Source organism: Dyadobacter endophyticus (assembly GCF_014641595.1).
Classification (GTDB): domain Bacteria; phylum Bacteroidota; class Bacteroidia; order Cytophagales; family Spirosomataceae; genus Dyadobacter; species Dyadobacter endophyticus.
In genome coordinates, this window is sequence record NZ_BMIA01000004.1 from 241,593 (window position 1) to 258,758 (window position 17,166).

9 protein-coding genes are annotated in these 17,166 nt (G+C 53.3%); all 9 read right to left on the reverse strand.

The genetic code is table 11. The features are described from left to right. Positions 1-138: 138 nt before the first annotated feature. Complete coding sequence (locus IEY24_RS25595) at positions 139-942, reverse strand: alpha/beta fold hydrolase (protein WP_188937753.1); 804 nt, start codon at positions 940-942, stop codon at positions 139-141. Next, entirely contained in the window at positions 933-1,232 is a 300-nt protein-coding gene (locus IEY24_RS25600; RefSeq protein ID WP_188937756.1) for a phosphopantetheine-binding protein, read from the reverse strand. Before IEY24_RS25600 ends, IEY24_RS25595 begins: the two co-directional genes overlap by 10 nt. Beyond that, complete coding sequence (locus tag IEY24_RS25605; protein WP_188937758.1) at positions 1,220-5,539, reverse strand: type I polyketide synthase; 4,320 nt, start codon at positions 5,537-5,539, stop codon at positions 1,220-1,222. Before IEY24_RS25605 ends, IEY24_RS25600 begins: the two co-directional genes overlap by 13 nt. A gap of 33 nt (positions 5,540-5,572) precedes the next feature. Then, complete coding sequence (locus IEY24_RS25610) at positions 5,573-12,625, reverse strand: type I polyketide synthase (protein WP_188937759.1); 7,053 nt, start codon at positions 12,623-12,625, stop codon at positions 5,573-5,575. A 323-nt stretch (positions 12,626-12,948) separates the two neighbouring features. Beyond that, positions 12,949-13,947 carry a TolB family protein gene (locus IEY24_RS25615; protein ID WP_229223140.1) on the reverse strand — a complete coding sequence of 333 codons (999 nt, stop codon included), beginning with the start codon at positions 13,945-13,947 and terminating at the stop codon, positions 12,949-12,951. 64 nt (positions 13,948-14,011) lie between these two features. Next, a complete protein-coding gene (locus tag IEY24_RS25620; RefSeq protein WP_188937761.1) occupies positions 14,012-14,731 on the reverse strand; it encodes a hypothetical protein in 720 nt (239 codons plus the stop codon). Between the two features lie 75 nt (positions 14,732-14,806). Next, the gene (locus tag IEY24_RS25625) at positions 14,807-15,055 is read right to left on the reverse strand and encodes a hypothetical protein (protein WP_188937764.1); all 249 of its coding nucleotides are present in this window, start codon (positions 15,053-15,055) and stop codon (positions 14,807-14,809) included. 11 nt (positions 15,056-15,066) lie between these two features. Beyond that, positions 15,067-15,840 carry an exodeoxyribonuclease III gene (xth, locus tag IEY24_RS25630; RefSeq protein WP_188937765.1) on the reverse strand — a complete coding sequence of 258 codons (774 nt, stop codon included), beginning with the start codon at positions 15,838-15,840 and terminating at the stop codon, positions 15,067-15,069. A gap of 13 nt (positions 15,841-15,853) precedes the next feature. After that, positions 15,854-17,098 (reverse strand): ATP-binding protein, encoded by a 1,245-nt coding sequence (locus IEY24_RS25635; protein ID WP_188937768.1) that lies wholly within the window; start codon positions 17,096-17,098, stop codon positions 15,854-15,856. Between the last annotated feature and the right edge of the window lie 68 nt (positions 17,099-17,166).

Below are 17,166 nucleotides of genomic sequence, written 5' to 3' on the forward strand. Positions count from 1 at the left end.
TGGCTGCGATGCGCTCTGCCCTGGGCTGAAGCCTAGGGTTGTGCTATCGTCGCACTTGCGCCACTATATCTACGCACGCTCGACAGTGCAACCCCAGGCTTCAGCCTGGGGACACTGGTGCATGCCATACTGGTGGCTTCAGCCACAGTCCGCCGGAGCACCAGTCACGATCATCTCGTCATGTCTCACAAAGAACTCTATCAGCTCCTTTCCAATCACCTCCGGTTGCTGTACGGGCACGTTGTGATCGCCGGGGGCCAGTACCAGCCTCGAATTTGGTATTCTCGAAGCCAGCGTACGGCCCGAAGGCACGCAATTGGATTCTTCACCATAAATCAGCAAAGTGTCATTCGTGATTGCTGCCACCGCAGGATCATTAAAAAATGCCTTTTCTCCCTCCATATCCGACCGGATGGAAGTTTCATTGAACAAGAACTCGTACATCCGGTGGTTCTTCTCCAATTGCCTTTTTCCAGCCAGCAAACGGGTGGTATCGGCGAAGTTTTCGATGTAATGGATCAGAAACTCTTTGCTGTACGTGTCGATGATCGCGAGCGTCTCCTGTTCGCTCGGATCGGGGCCTTCGATGATCGCCAGTTTACCCACGCGCTCCGGGAAACGGGTCGCCATTTTTAATGCTACCAATCCACCGTAACTGTAACCGGCCAAATGCGCCTTTTCGATGCCGAGCTCGTCCATCAGGTCGCGCAGGTCGGTGGTCATCGAGGTGAGGTCGTAGCCGGTTTGTACTTTTTCGCTCATACCGTGCCCCTTCATGTCGAACAGCACCACGCGGTAATGCTTCGCCAGCATGGGGGCGATATTGAAATAGTACACAGCCAGGTTGCTGAACATCCCGTGGACCATGATGATCGTTTCCCGGCCCGCGGGGTTCAGTTCCTGCACGTGGAGGCGGATATTCGGTAGATCGATTATTGGCATTCCTGAATATAATTGATGATATTTTCGAGTTTCAGCTGGATAATCTCGTCGAGGTCCATGTTCGACAGCCAGCCGGTGAAATCGATGTTCGGGCCGAAATGGTTTTTGACTTTTTCCGAGAATGCGACGATCTCGATACTGTCCATCTCCAGGTCTTTCGTAAATGAGCTGGCAGGTGTAATATCCATTTCTTCCACAAACTCCTCGCCGATTACCTCGGTAATGAACTGGTTGAGGGTTTCGAAAATCTGTTCTTTGCTCAGCTTGTTTTCCTGTATCAGTTGGTCCATCCGATGATGTAATTAAAATGTTTGATAGTATTGATCCATGTATCCCGGATGCGCAATGCATCCTCTTTAATCTCCTCGATCTGGTAGCCTTTCGGGTTTCCCATTAGCCCTTTGCCGAGCATTTTGCCAAATGCTTCCTTTGCTACCCAGTAGCGCGTCATCCATTCATCGGCGTCGCGGCCTTCGAGTAGTTTCATTTCGGAAGGGGTAAAAACGATCTCGGTAAATCCCGCGCTCCGCGGCTGTATTTCTTCAATATCGATCCCAACGGGGCCTTTTTCGCTGGCGATGGCAACCGCTACCAGGTTCTTGTGCGCCAGCGAAATGTGGATTCCGCCTGTCATCGCACCATCCAGGAACGGCTTGCCCAGCTCATCCGACCGTATTTCAAACTCGATCGGGAAGTAAGCTTCCTTGCGCCCGCGCAGCAGGAGCATACGCGTGGCGTCTTTGGCTGCCACCCGGCTAATCATCCATTCCTTCTTTTTAGTAGGCATTAATCCCCGCTGGTGCCGTTTTTCGGGTTGGTTGAAATATCTTTTTAGAATAAAATCCCATGAAACAACGCGCTGGTAGGCATTGCGGAAAAGGAACACCCCGGGCGCCACTTCTTCCGACAGTACATTCTGCAACGGAGCCATGGAGACGTTCCAGAGCTTGTCGTCGATTTCCAGACGGCGGTTTTGCCAGCCACGAATGATCGACCATACTTTTCCATCGCGTTTGAGGATAAAATCGGCGCTGGCAAACTCGTCGGTAAGCTCGGTGAGGCGGCACGTGCATTCGAAAACGCCCGCCTGATCTTCCATATCCCCGTAAAACTCTACTTCGTTGATCTTCACCGGGAATGCAATGCGGTCCTTGGTCAATGTGAGTTGAAGCCAGAGGCCGAAAAGCTGGCCTGCATTATCGAGTAGCGAGCCCTTACCCGCGTCCCCGGCAATGAGACCGGTAATGCCGTTTTTAGCCACATTTTTTACCTCCCTGATTCCCTGGTAAGCAGGTCCGTGGAACATATTTTCGCGGTATATCTGCTCCGGCGTAATGTGTATGCCAAGCGATTCGCCTATGTCGTACCCCTGTGTTTCGGGTATCCCTTTCGTTTCCGAAAGTTGTACTTCCGCATTGGCATATTTATCCAGATCCAGGTAAACGCGGTTAGGAGCTTTCCACTCACCGGCAACCGTTTCGCGGAACGGTTCCACCACATTCATCCACTGAAATACCTTGATAACCATGATCTTCTGCACGCGCATTTCGGGGGCCTGCTCGCGGGCAATGTCGCCGAAAAGCTCGAAAATCATCGTCATCGGGATCACCGGGTCCATATCCTCCACGCAATGCCAGCCAGGCTTTTGTTTGAGAAGCGAGTGGTCGATGAGCCATGGACTGTTTTGCAGTGAAATGTCGAGTTGCTTTTTGAACGGCAGCCGTTGCTGCGGCAGCTGCGGCTGCCGCTGGCTCTGCACGGGTGGCTTAATGGCCGTTTGTGAGTCAGCAGGCCGGGCAATGGGTATGGCCGCCGGTCTGTTTCGGAACAGCCCCGCAAGTTCCGACTGCACGAACGCGATCTCATCCAGGTTCGCCGACAGTGCCTGCATCACCGGATGGGCCACATCGTCCATCGCCAATTCCTTTTTCGGCTGCGTAAATGTAATTTTCTTCAAAGAATCCAGCTCTGTTACAAATGGGGACCCCAATTGCAGCTTCATTGGCTTGCGCTGCGCGGGCTGCTGTGCCTGGATGCCCATGAATGCGAGGTCGATATTTTTGCCTTCCACAAATAATGCGGCCATTACCCGCTGTAATTGCTGCAAACCGCCGCGGATCGGTACATTCGAAGCAATGGCGCTGTATGGCTTGCCTTTCAAAGTATCATCTACAAAGCCTACCAGCCCGCCCGAACCGACCTGAATGAACATCCGCACATTCTCCGCGTACAGCTTGTCGGTCAGCTCGCGGAAGCGCACCGGTTTTACGAGGTGTTCGACGCTCAGCGAGCGGATTTCATCGAACGATTCGGGATAAATATCCAGCGTCGTGGCCGACCAGAGCGGAATGGCCGTGGGTTGGAACTCCATCGTTTCCAGACCGTCCAAGATCCGGTCCAGCTTGTCCTTCACGAAGGGCGAGTGGAAGCCGGACTGGAACGGTAGCTGCTGATGGAAGATCTGATGGGTGCGTAAAATGGTAGAAAAATCCTCGACAGCCTCGATAGTACCGCAAAGAATGACCTGCTGCGGACAGTTGTCGATCGACAGATAAATGTCCTCCCGGCCTTCCAGCCACGGTTTCAACTGGTCATACCCGCAGCCAACAGCGAGGAATTTCGTATTTTTTACTTCGAAAAGCTCCGGGTTCAGCCGGGTAAGAAGTTGTAATACCGATGATTCGGAGGCTAGTCCGGATGAGCGGCCGGCAAGCCATTCGCCAAGGCTGTGGCCGGCATTCATGTCGGGTTTTACGCCCAGTTTTTTAATGGCGGAATCGAGTATCCTGCTCTTTTCGAGCAGTTTCATGGCAGTATTGAAAACCGATTGCTCCTCGCCGGTTTCGCTCGCCTCAAAGCGCGGCAGCTGGAAATAATCAGCCACGCTGTCGATTTCTCCTCCTGCCAGGCCGTCGAGGCCGGGAAAAAGGAATGCAGTTTTACCGCCGTTAGTGAGCAAAGGTTCGCTGGTATACCAGATGTCCTGTTTGTTTCGCCAGATATTGTTTTTAGTAACAATCTTAATGGCCTTGGCAATGCGCTCGGGTGTGGGTTCGAAAATCGCGACACGGTAGTTGCCGGAGCCGGTTTCTTTTTCGCCGGTTTCTAATGCCGTAAGAAGTGCCTCGTGCGTGGGACGAGCGAGCAGTAAAACTTCGTCGCGAATTCGGACGTTTGTACTGTTACTTAATACATTGTCTGCACTATCTTCCGGACATTTGTCCCAACCTTCCAGCACAACGTGCGCATTAATCCCGCCAAATCCGAATGCATTCACACCCGCATAACGCGGCAAACCCGACTGATGCCAGTCGGTAAGTTGCTTCACAGGTGCAAAACGCGTATCGGCCAATGCTTCTATGGGTTCTTCGCAATGCAGGGTAGGAGGTAGCTGGCCGTGGTACAATGCGAGTACGGTTTTAATAATCCCAGCAATACCCGCAGCGGGCATCGCATGTCCTATCATTGATTTCACAGAGCCAATCCCGGCTTTGGCGCCATCTGGCCCAAATACGGCAGCAAGCGTTTCCAGTTCCGTTTTATCACCCAGCGGCGTGCCGGTTCCGTGTGCTTCGAGGTAGCCGATCTGGTCGGTGCCGATACCGGCCATTTCCCATGCCTGGCGGATCGCTTTCACCTGCCCGTGCACGGTGGGGCTCATTACGCTTGCGCCCGCGCCGTCGCTCGATACGCCCACGCCCTGCACCACAGCATAAATGCGTTCGCCGCTGGCAATCGCGTCGGAAAGTCTTTTTAATACCACAAAACCGCAGCCTTCGCCGATAAGCAGCCCGTCGGCACGCTGGTCGAACGGCCGGATCTGCTGATTCCTGGACAATGCGCCCAGCTGGTGGAATATGCTCCAAAACGGCGCATTCTGGCAGGCGTGCACACCGCCGGCGATCATCATATCGGCCCGGCCGGAGTTGAGTTCCTGCACGGCGTGGTCGATCGCCAGTAACGAACTCGCGCAGGCGGCGTCGAGGGTATAGGCGGTACCGCCGAGGTCGAGGCGGTTGGCTACCAGCGAGGCCGTGAGGTTGGGAATGAGGCCCATCGCAGTATCGGCCGAAAACCGGCCTTTTTTCTGCTGAAATTCACTTTTTATCTTTTCAAGATCTTCGCTTTTGAGATCGGGGAGAATGCTTTGCAGCACTTCCACGATCTGCTGCCCCGTACGCACGATCTCGATCGCGCGCGTAGCGCCCGGACCGGTGTAGTTTCCCTTGCCGATGATAATACCCGTTTTGGCAAAATTGGCGCCGTTACTGAATGCGCGGGCATCAACCAGTGCTTGATGTGCGAGGCTTAATGCAAGTAACTGTTCAGGCTCGGTGCCTTCCACGGCAAGGGGTAATATGCCGAACTGGATCGGATCGAATTCGGCATAATTGTCTATAAAACCACCGCGACGGCAGTAAAACCGGTCCACCGCGACGCCGTTCTTCTCGAAGAAAAGGCTGCCCATCCGATTTTCCGGAACGGTTTCAATGGCGTCTACGCCGGTTCGGATATTTTCCCAGAAGGCGTTTAAATCGCCAGCCCCGGGGAAAATACCCGACATACCGATAATGGCAATATCTGCATTTCTTTTCATGATGGTCACAAGTTGTTCAATGCGTCGCGCTCATTATTCGGCCATGATCAGCACCTGACTTTCGGTGCCGTATTTCAGTTCATTGACAAATGTTTCCATGCCGTCGTAGAGCGGGATCAGCGGAATACCACGGCGTTCGTATTCCCTTTCGAGCGAAGGCGATACCATGCCTGTACCCTTCCAGGGCCCCCAGTTAATGGCCGTTACCTTGCCTTTTATTTTCTTTTGAAGCTCCCGGGCATATTTGTCGAGCACGCTGTTGGCGGCGGCATAGTCGGTTTGCCCGCGGCTGCCGTAAACGGAGGCCACGCTCGAAAACAGGGTCACAAACTGCACATCATCTTTCAAATGCTCCGCCAAAACGCGTAATGGCGTTACTTTGGTAGACATTACCCGCTCGAACGATTCCGGTGTTTTCTGGTGGAACAGCTTGTCTTCCAACAGTCCCGCGCCATGGATCACGCCATCGATGCGGCCATATTGGTTGTACAAACCTTCCACCACCGCGATCAGCGCCTTTTCGTCACGCAGGTCGAGGGAATGGTAAGTTACCGTCGAACCATTAGCTTCGAGTGCCGAAATGGTACCGAGGATCTGGTTCGCTTTATGGACTTCTTCCGTTTTCTTCTCAACCTCCGCCGGGGTTTTAAATGCTCCGGAGGAAATGATGCGTTTACGGATTTCTTCCTTGTTTTTTAAGCCTGCAAACGACTGATCGGCGCTTGTACGTGGGTCGGTAGAACGTCCTACGAGCACATAATTGCAGGGGTAATCTTTCGAGAAACGTACGGTCAGCTCGGCAGTAATGCCTTGTGCGCCACCGAGTGCGAGAATGACCGATTTTTTGTCCAAATGAATATCCGGATCGGTGCCCGTCGCGATTTCAGAGCGGATCAATTCCACAGTCTGTCGCTGGTTACCTTCGTAAACCACTTCGCAAGGCTCGTCGGTATGCAGGATTTCGTCTAATGTGATGCCCGCGATTTTATCCGCCGCAAGCTGTGAGGTGAAGCTCACCAACCGGCATTTGGTTTGGTCATATTCCTTATCCAGGCTTTTTAAAAGACCGGCATAGCCCTGGAAATGCCGGAGCAGCTTCACGTCGGTATCCTTATCGAGCGCGCTCTGGGTGTCCGAAACCGTGTAAATCCATTTTACTTTGCCGAAATCCAACTTCTTGATCAGCGAGAACGATTCGATGATCGTCGGTTTCAGGCGGGAAGTGAAAATGTTGAGGATGATCAGCCCATCAAAGCCTTGCAAGGGTTCTTCGGTTGAGATAATGCTCACTTCCGCACCATGCTGCTCGAAAAGGGACTTAATGGACGTCGCAACATCACCGGCATCATCGGTTACTGCGAACCGTTTGCCTTTCAGTGCCGCGGGATCGAGTACCGGAATAACCGAGGGTGTTAACCCGAAGCGGAGGCGCGATAGTTTTTCGTTCAATACTGCTTTCGGAATGGGGACGACATTCAGACTTTCCGCTTTCTGGATGGAATCCTGCGCGCCGGTCATTGCTTCCGACAACCAGTCGATCAATCCGTTCAGCGTTTTGATGGACGCCAGTTTTTCGACCAACTCTTCGCCGCGCTCCTGGTAAATCTGAATTAGCCCATCGATATTATTTTTAAGTTCACCGATGATCTCCATCCGCTTGATGGAGTCGATGCTCAGGTCGGCTTCGAGGTCCATATCCATGCCTAGCATTTCCTGTGGATAGCCTGTTTTTGCACTCACAGCTTCCAGAAGCACCGATTTAATGCGGCTTTCCGACCATTCTTCGATAATGCCGTCCTGCGTCACCGACAGTTTGCTCAACGGCACGTTTTCGGTGGAGGGAACGACGACCGTGGTTTGCTGCTGGTGTTCGGTAATCCAGTTAACCAGTAAATTCAACGTCTTGATAGCTGCCAGCTGTTCGATCACCGTCTCCTCACTTTGCTGACCAGCCTCGAAGCCGCCCAGCTGCTTGCGTAACTCGCCGATGATTTCCATGCGTTTGATGGAATCGATGCTCAGGTCGGCTTCAAGATCCATATCCATGCCAAGCATTTCCTGCGGGTAGCCTGTTTTATCACTGATTACCTGCATGACCAATGCTTTCACATCGATAACCGGCCTGGCAGTAACTGGTACAGGCGCGGCCTGAGCGGTTTTTTCAATCACAATCGGCAACGGTGACGGGGCATTGGCCGTAAGTCCTCCCGGGGCAGGCTCGTACACGTCGATATTTCGCGACGGCGGCACAGATTGTCCGAGGTAGCCCAATACCACATCACGCTGGGCCTGAATGAGGTATTTCACACTATTCAGGTATTCGTGAACAACCCGCTCGGCCTCGGTACTGCCAGCCATTGCTGCGCCAGCCGCAGTGGCACCTATCGGAACTGTCGGCTGCTGAAATGCAGCGAGTTTGAGCGGCTCGGTTACCGGCAATGCGCCGTGTGCGGGCAATTTTCCGTGCAATGGAAGCGCCATCTGGCCGTCGACGAGCCAGGTGGTGAGGCTCTTGCGGTATTGTTCCGGCTTGTCGAGATCGAGCACCCGGGCGTCGCGATCTTCGAAAAGTTTGTTAAAATCGATATTTCTGCCGGTGGCGACATAGCCAGCCAGGGTGTGCAGTAGTTGCACGATGCCCGGCTGGTCTTTGTCTTCGGTGTGGAGGCAGATTTCTTCTTTACCTATAATCGACTTGGTAAGGCCTGTAAGCACTTTCCCGGGGCCTACTTCTATAAAAATACGGGCGCCGTTTTCATACATTTGCCCCACTTCTTCCGAGAAACGCACCGGTCTCACGAGGTGGTCGGCGAGGCGTTCCTTAATGGCTTCCGGCGAAACAGGATAGGGCGCCGCGTTGGTATTCGACCACACTGTAACAGCAGGTTCATTGAACGGTACGTCGCGTAACACCTCGGTATAAAGTGCTTTCGAACCTGCCAAAAGCGGGCTGTGGAACGCACAGGCTACTTCCAGCTGGCGGAAGGATATTTTCAGGTCGGTCAGTTTTGCAGTCAGTTCTGCAATAGCGGGAGTGGTGCCTGCCAGCACCCATTGACGCGGCGAGTTGTGGTTAACCGGGTAAATATGGTTGATCTCCGACACAATGCGGGTCAGCTCATCTTCCGGGCAATTCACGGCTACCATGGCACCCTTGTCGTCGCCGATCGCGTCCAGGATCGATTTGGCGCGTTTTTCGCTGAGCGGAACGAGCTGACTGTCTTCGAATACACCTGCAAAACACAATGCAGGCAGCTCGCCGTAGCTGTGGCCGGCTACCATATCAGGTTGTATACCAAAATCTTTCAACAGTTCGGCGATCGCCAGGTCGACAATACCCAGCAGTGGTTGTGCAAGACGTGTATCTTTGATTTTCTCCTTTTGAATGCGCGCAGATTGTTCGTTGAAAACAGCATCCGGGAAGATGACCTGCTGATAGGCAGGATGTTTTTTTAACAACTTTCGCATCGCAGGGAATGCCACGAACAAATCGCGCGCCATATCCGCACGCTGGCTGCCCTGGCCAGGGAACATAAACGCTACTTTGCCAGCAATGTTTTTGGTATAGTAAATACCTTTCGCTTCTGTACCGGTTGGCGCCAGGGCCAGCTTGGCACGTGCATCGCTATGACTTTCAGCTACAATGCTAAGCTGCACGGGCTTTTCGCCGTACAAATTCAAGCTATTCGCCACATCCCGCAACGAAACCGATTCGTTCCCCAGAATATCATGGGCAGTTTTGACAAGTTGCAACGCTTCGGCAAGCGTGTCCCCACGGAATACCAGCATTTCAGCAGGCCACGCCTTTGCCGATTTACGCGGCTTTTGGGCCGACGCATTCTCGATTACGGCGTGGAAATTGGTCCCCCCAAAACCGAATGCGCTGATTCCCGCCACCCTGCGATTGTCTGTCCAAAGGGCCGGTTTGGTCTGGAACGCAAACGGGCTGGTTTCGGGATTATAGTAAGTGTTTGGCGTTTTCAGGTTAATGGTCGGCGGCTTGATACCGTGGTATACGGCCAATGCAGCCTTAATGAGGCCCGCAAGTCCGGCTGCGCATTTGGTATGGCCTATTTGCGTTTTGACCGAGCCTAAGTGCGTCTGGCTGGTCAATGCGCCGGAGGCCAGCATCATTTCGGTCAATGCACTGAGCTCGGTTTTGTCGCCTACTACGGTGCCGGTGCCGTGCGCTTCCACCAGGCCTAGTTCCGCCGGGGAGATCCCCGCCTGATCGTAGGCACGTTCCAGGGCCTTTACCTGTCCCGATTTTCGCGGGGCGGTGAGACCGAGGCTCTTACCGTCGCTCGAACCGCCCACCCCTTTGATGACCGCGTAAATGGTGTCGCCATCGCGCAATGCGTCTTCCTCGCGTTTCAGCACCACCATGGCCACACCTTCTCCCAGGGCGATACCGTCGGCTTCCGAGTCGAAAGTAGCGCAGCGCCCCTTACGGGAGAGCGCGTGGGTGCTGGAAAACATCAGGTAGTCGTTGATGCCGTTATGCAGGTCGGCGCCACCGGCGAGGACCATTTCGGAGCGGCCCAGAATCAGCTCCTGACATGCCAGGTCGATCGCCGCCAACGAGGAAGCGCAGGCCGCGTCGACGGTATAGTTGCGACCGCCCAGGTTCAGGCGGTTGGTAATGCGGCCGGAGATCACATTCGCGAGCACGCCCGGGAACGAATCCTCGGTCAGTTTGGGTAATGCGTCGTCGAGTTCCTTGGGGATTTCTCCGAAAAACTGTGTGTATAGTGAGCGGAAGCCGTAGTTGTTGGCAAGGTCGTTACCTCCTTCCGCGCCGATGATCACCGATACGTTGTCGCGGTTCGTATCCGCTCCATACCCCGCATTTTCAAGCGCCTGCTTCGCTACGAGCAAGCTCAGCAGTTGAGTAGGGTCAATAGCCGCCAGCGACTGCGGCGGAATACCGAATTCTACGGGGTCGAAATCTATTTTTGGAATAAAACCTCCCCATTTCGAATGCGATTTGCTGCCGTCGGAAACGGTAGGGTCGTAATATAGCTCCTTGTTCCAGCGGGCGTCAGGGACTTCGGTCACCCAGTCTTTGCCGGCCAGGATATTGCCCCAAAATTCTTCGATATTGCGGGCACCGGGATAAATGCAAGCCATTCCGACGATGGCAACATTCAACGCTTTTTTCTTTCTTCTCGGGACTTTTGGCAGAGACGCCTGCTCGATGTATGTATAATTTTGGGTCGCCACGTCTTCGTGCAACTCATGCATGGTCATGACTTTGTCGAGCATCGCCGCCGCCTGGCCAATCATATACATGCCGCGCCTCGTTTGCGCTTCCGGTTCAATCGCGACCAGGTTTTCACTTTGTCTCTCAATGCCCTTGGAAGCAATGCGGAGCCGGCCGACATTCAGTTTTTCGAGCTCCGCCCAGATCTCTTTTTTATCCAGTCCCGCTTCTTCCATTCGCGCCTTCTCTGCATTAAAGTCAGCTGCAAAAGGCGATTCCAGGCAGCGGGTTTCGTGCCCGGGAGCGGTTTCGAGCAGTATCGTTTCGGTATGTTCCAATGCCTGAGCCTGGAAACCCGGCAGAATGGCGCCGGTAGCCACGGCCTCGTGGGTGTAGAGATAAGCGGTGCCCATCAAAACACCTACTTTAACGCCCCGGGCGGCCAATGGTGCCGCTATTACTGAAATCATCGCCGCTGAAAACGCGTCGTGGATTCCCCCGGCGAAAAACACTTCGAGCTGCTCGGTCTGTTCTTCCTGCAAAAGCCGGTTGATCTGCTTTTCCCAAAGTACAAAGCTGGAAAGCGGCCCTACGTGGCCACCGCATTCCCGGCCTTCGAAAATGAATCGTTTGGCCCCTTCTTTCAGGAACATATCGAGCAGTGGCGCCGACGGAACATGAAGGAATGTCTTGATACCCAGCTTTTCCAATGGTTTGGCCTGCGATGGACGGCCGCCTGCGATGAGTACCACCGGTGGTTTCTCCTCGGTAATGTAGGCAAGTTGTTCCTCGCGCAGATCGGCGTCTGCAAAGCCGAGAATACCAACGCCCCATGGCTTGTCGCCTGCCAGCTCACGTGTTTCACGGATCAGGTTGCGGGCCTTTTCGCCTTTCAGGAGTGATAATGCTACAAAAGGCAGTGCGCCGGCCTCGGCGACGGCTGCCGCAAATGCGGGTACATCGCTGACGCGCGTCATAGGGCCCTGTGCAATAGGGTAGTGTGTGCCGAGTGCCTGCGCGAGCGCATTGTGCGCTGCGAGCGGGTTAAGATGTTTGGCTTGCCGCAAATGGCCGTGCATGGCCTCCTTGAAGGCAAATACGAGCCGCGAAAGTTTTTTATATTGTTTAACAAGATCCGTACCGATGGCAATATCCTGCCCGAGAGGGAGGTACCCCTTGTCAAGATCGGGTGTGTGTAATAGCGGTTGCAGGTCCTCGCGTGTGGGTTGTGCGGGCAATGGGGGCGAATTGGGCCGTACGAGCACACGGAAACCGTCGATTACGCGGGTTTCGTTGCCGTTCAGCTTTTCGCTGATGGCTTTCAGTGAAGCCGGAGCAGCGCATTCGGCAAATGACAGCAGCTGGCTGTCGAGTACGACACCGCGTCCGCCGAGAGCTGTTACCGCAGCGGCATTGTGGACGCCGATCCCGCCTTGCACCCATACCGGAATGCCGCTAACCTCCTTCATTATACGTTGAAAGAGGATGAAGGAAGAGTCGTTGCTAACCAGGCCAGCCCCCTCATTGCCTTTGGCGATGAGGCCTGTTGCACCTGACGCTTTCGCCTGCCGTGCTTCGTCCACGCTGCGGACCTGATAGATGATTTGAAGAGAATATGACGGGCTAGGAAAAGTCAGACCATATGGTAGTATTGCTAAGGTTACTTGTTCTGGTAAATGGATGTTCAGGAGGGTGTTGTCGGAGTAGCATACGCCAAAGGGCTTTTTACTTTTGGCAGCCATTTTTTTCAACGCTTTCGTAGCGATTTGTTGATCCCTTCCGAGGTGGATTACCGGGAAGGCGCCTGCTTCTGACAGTGCCAGCGCCAGGCCTGTATCCGGTCGCTCCATCGGGCTAATGCCGATCATTTCCAGGTTTTTCATAACGTAGTTCTTTTTAGTAAATCTGTATTAATCGGCTCATTTTGAGGATGATGAATGGAAGGGTCGGGAGAATAACGGATGGTCTTAACTGATATCGTCCGGTTCATGGCGAAAGATACATATTTTATAATTCGAGAAATTACTTCTATTGGCAAATTGAAATCTTACTACAAGAAATTGCCACATGTGTGGTATTTATTTGTGAAATAATTTCAACATTTCGACTATACTGGATTGCATGCCCGTAAATACTGAAGGCCGCCCCGCTGAATGTATCCAGCGATGGCGGCCTTTGGTGCTTAATCTCTTCGGTAATCTCCGATCTACCAGTCCCGTTTAAGACCGGTCATGTAGAGATCGTACCCTCCTTTGCCCCCCGGGCGGTTGGAGGAGAAGAGCATCAGCGGGTAATTGAAATTCGGCAAGCTGGGGAGAATAGGACGGTACTCATTATGCGAAGAATTGATCCGAGGTCCTGCGTTGATCGGTGTGGACCATTTGCCGTTTTTGTATTCGGAATAGTAGATGTCTTCGCTTCCCTGCCCTCCGGGCCGGTCGGACACGAATACCATCATGTCTTGCTGGATGTAAGGACATTTGTCGTTGTAGGGGCCCGAAAGTTCCTCGACTTTTCTTAGCTCGTATTTTGGCGGTGCTACAATGCTTTCAATGGTAATTTTCTCTGTTTCCTTGCGTGGGATTTTTACCTCGTAGATATCGAAGTTGCCATCGCGATCGGAACAAAAATAGATACGATCGCCTGTCCAGGAAAAGGAAGGGTAGGCGTCGTTCGCGGGAGAATTCAGGTATCTGACAGGCTCGGGGGCCGAAGTGCCACGCCTGGTATATTTGATATCCATTTTACCGGAGGAATCGTCGGCATAGAAAAGGAACAGGTCATCCTCCGTGCCATAATTAATCAAATCGTCCCGGAGCGAGAGGAACTTCGGGCCATACACATTGAAATTACCGTTTGCTTTGCCGACCAGTTGTTGTGCACTGTTATAGATGTCACCTGAAAAATAACCTCCCGTCTGCTTTCGGCCTTTTTTCAGACTTAGGTGCTTGTCATAATCCATATAGGCATGCATATGCACCAGATTCAGCACATCTTTTTTCTCCCGTCTCGACGAAAACACAAGCTCCAAATCTCCGTGACGATTGTTGGGGAGGTCCGAATTGTAATCGTCATACTCCGAATTGATCTCTTCCAGGTTAACGACGTCGGAAAGAAACTTACCATCTTTTTTGTCTGGGTCCATGCCAGGAGGCCAGCAGCTGAATACCAGAAAGAGGGAAATTACAGGCAGGAGCTTTCTCATATCCGAAGCGTTTTAAGTTTGTATCCCCAGTGACACAAAGTGGCTCCGAAACGTTGCGATGAAACTACTTTGGCAGGGTATCGCAATAAGTAAGCAGCCGGATCAAATCCTGCTCCTTACCGAAGTCGGCCGGGTTTGTTCTCAGGTATTGATCGATCGCCTTTTTGTGTGCAGGGTAGAGCTTCTTGAGGCTTCCGGCGGTGGGGATGTAGAAGCGGTTATTGTTGTCGATCAGGTAATAGGCTGTCCGGTGGGAGAATACGCCTGCCGCATCGGGATTGAGTTTCTTGGACGCGGCGGCCTGATCGCTGGAATACGAGCGGTAGGTTGTGACGGAGGATGCTGTATAGGAAATACCGTAGGGCCCGCCTTTTTCGGTGCCGATCCTGGCCAGTACCTCACGTTTGCCCAGGCTGGCGCGGTTGAAGGTGCCGACAACCTCGCAGTATCCGAAACGCTTGTCGAACCGGTAGGATTTATCGCCGATCGTGATGTTTTTCAGGATCGCCTTATCGATGATTTCCAGGGTATCCAGCTTGGCATCCACAAAAAGCACATGGCCGCCGATATAGTTGTAATTGAAACGTGCCTGAGACGTGCGTCCATCGACAAAATCTGCCTTGCCTGTCGTGAATTGGCCGAACTGGTACCGGTCGGCATAGGGAATTACCTTGTCGGGATATTCGCCCGCTTTAACCTTAAATACCTTAGGTTGCTGCGCATGCGCTAAATACGGGCAGATTGCCAGTACTATGAACAGGATCCGGGCTATTGTGTTTTCCATAGGAGAGCTTTGAATTATCATCTCAAAAAGCAAAACTGGCGGTAATCTACGCACCCGTGGAGCTTTTAATATTCTTTAGGTAAAACTGATGAACGCCAGGTAGGCAATGATGATCACGGGAAACCCGCTTATCGTGAGCGCCCAGCCGGAATGTCCCGCCCCGAGCAGGAACCAGGCACCGGCGATACACGCCACAAGCGCCAGTATCGGGAGAAATACCATGCCCTTCCCCGCTGAATCCTGTCCGCTGCTGAAAAGGGAAAAAAAGAGAAACAGCGCCGCGGTGGCGTCAATAAGCATACATCCGTAAATAATTGTCTTCATAAGCAATAGGGTTAATCTTTCAGTTCTATCCAGACCGGCGCGTGATCGCTGGTCTTTTCCCAGCCGCGCACTTGTTTGTCGACCCCCGCTCCTACGAGCCTTGGCGCCAGTTGCGGGCTGAGCAGGAAATGGTCGATGCGCAAGCCGGCATTGCGTGCGAATGCATTGCGGAAGTAATCCCAAAAAGTGTAGATCTTTTCATTGGGATACAATGTGCGGAGCGCGTCGGTCCAGCCCTGTGCGGTCAGTTTCGCGAAGGCTGCACGGGTTTCGGGCCGGAAGAGCGCGTCTTCGACCCAGCTTTCGGGTTTGTACACGTCGAGTTCAGTCGGCATTACATTGAAATCACCGGTGAGCAGCACAGGCTTTTCTGCCGCCAGGAGTCCTTCCGCGTGCGTGATGAGGCGGTCGAACCAGCTAAGTTTGTAGTCAAACTTAGGCCCCGGGGCCGGATTGCCGTTGGGGAGGTACAAGCCGCCGACGGTCAAACCGCCGATTTCGGCTTCAATGTAGCGGCTGTGGGTGTCGTCCGGATCTCCGGGCAGCCCGCGGCGGATTTCGCGGGGAAGGTCGCCGCGCGAAAGTATGGCGACGCCGTTCCAGCTCTTTTGCCCGTGCCAAATGGCCTTGTAGCCGGCGTCAAGGATTGCCTGTTCGGGGAATTTCTCCTGCGGGGCCTTTAATTCCTGCAAACAAACGATATCCGGCGCGGTTTCGTCCAGCCAGCGGAGCAGGACGGGCAGGCGGCCATTAACACCATTCACATTATAAGTCGCTATTTTCATTTTTTTCGGGTAGTTAACGTGACAATGGAAGGGTGATAACAAATGTCGTGCCCTTTCCCGGGTTAGCTTCCGCTTTGATGATGCCTTTGTGGTTGCGAACGATTTTACGGCAGTAGGCTAGCCCTACGCCTTCTCCTTGTCTGAAAGAGCCGGTCGGCAGACGGGCAAATATGTCGAACACTTTTTCGAGTTGGGAATCACCGATCCCGATACCATTGTCCTCCACGCTGATCTCCGCGTAAGCCATTTGAAGGGGCTCCGGCAGCAGATCGTCTATTTCGTGCAGTGCCAGCTCGCGGCTGGAAATCCGGATACGTGGCGGCTCGTCGTGCCCGCAAAACTTGACGGCATTGTCCAGCAGTTGGAAAAAAAGCTGTTCCATTTGGTGGGGTACGGCCATTATCGACGGCAGCCGGTCGGTTTCGACGGTGATATTCCGGCGTTCGATCTGCGGCTGCAGTTGTGTGGTAACGTCTGCCACGACGTGGTCCAGGCACACACTGGTAAGTGCGTCGCTGTCTTTCAGTCCCGAGAAGTCGGACAAGTCCTTGATCATCATCGAGAACTGTTGCGCGCTACTGCGGATGTTCACGGCGAGTTCCCTGGCCTTTTCAATCTCGTAGCGATCGGTAGCATTGACCAGCATATCGCTGAAAGTCCGCAGCTTCCGGAGCGGTTCCTGCAAATTATGGCTCGAAATATGACGATACTGCCTGGTTTCGTCGTTCGGAACAAGCAATTGAGTGGCCAGGTCGTGCATGGCTGCACGGGTGCGCTCCATGAGCTGGATGCTGTCGAGGTGAAATGCAAGCAGCTCCGCGAAAAGATGGAACATCCCGATCACGCGCGGGTTCTGCAACTGGTTGGGTTTCGGATCGATGGCAAATAGTGTTCCGAAAAACGCTCCGCTTTTCAAGGTGATAGGTAGGGAAATATAGCTTTTAAAACCATATATCCTGGGGGTGGGGTGTCCGCTGTAAAATTCGTTTTCGTCCACATGGTCGATCACGACGGCCTGGCCGCTGCCGCGGATTTCGTTGCAGATGGTGGTGCCGATTTCCAGTTCTTCACCCACGCTAAGCCCAAATCCGATTTCGTCTTGCACGCTGCATGCGATCCAGCGGTCTTCCGTGACGCGCGCCACAGCTGCGAAACCCATGCCCGTTGAGCGACAGATTACCTCTAATACGGTTTGAACGATAGGTATTTGTTTTACCTTTTCAACGTCGGCAAATAAAAAGTCGTCCGGTTGTACCATTTTTTAAGTGCGGAAAGCAGGTGGATTAGTAAATTTAGGTGCCGGGTTCCGGATAACCTAGACTTCCT

Coding starts and splice junctions, on each gene's coding strand:
- IEY24_RS25595 (WP_188937753.1), bottom strand. CDS start 942: ATGCCAATAATCGATCTACCGAATATCCGCCTCCACGTGCAGGAACTG.
- IEY24_RS25600 (WP_188937756.1), bottom strand. CDS start 1,232: ATGGACCAACTGATACAGGAAAACAAGCTGAGCAAAGAACAGATTTTC.
- IEY24_RS25605 (WP_188937758.1), bottom strand. CDS start 5,539: ATGAAAAGAAATGCAGATATTGCCATTATCGGTATGTCGGGTATTTTC.
- IEY24_RS25610 (WP_188937759.1), bottom strand. CDS start 12,625: ATGAAAAACCTGGAAATGATCGGCATTAGCCCGATGGAGCGACCGGAT.
- IEY24_RS25615 (WP_229223140.1), bottom strand. CDS start 13,947: ATGAGAAAGCTCCTGCCTGTAATTTCCCTCTTTCTGGTATTCAGCTGC.
- IEY24_RS25620 (WP_188937761.1), bottom strand. CDS start 14,731: ATGGAAAACACAATAGCCCGGATCCTGTTCATAGTACTGGCAATCTGC.
- IEY24_RS25625 (WP_188937764.1), bottom strand. CDS start 15,055: ATGAAGACAATTATTTACGGATGTATGCTTATTGACGCCACCGCGGCG.
- xth (WP_188937765.1), bottom strand. CDS start 15,840: ATGAAAATAGCGACTTATAATGTGAATGGTGTTAATGGCCGCCTGCCC.
- IEY24_RS25635 (WP_188937768.1), bottom strand. CDS start 17,098: ATGGTACAACCGGACGACTTTTTATTTGCCGACGTTGAAAAGGTAAAA.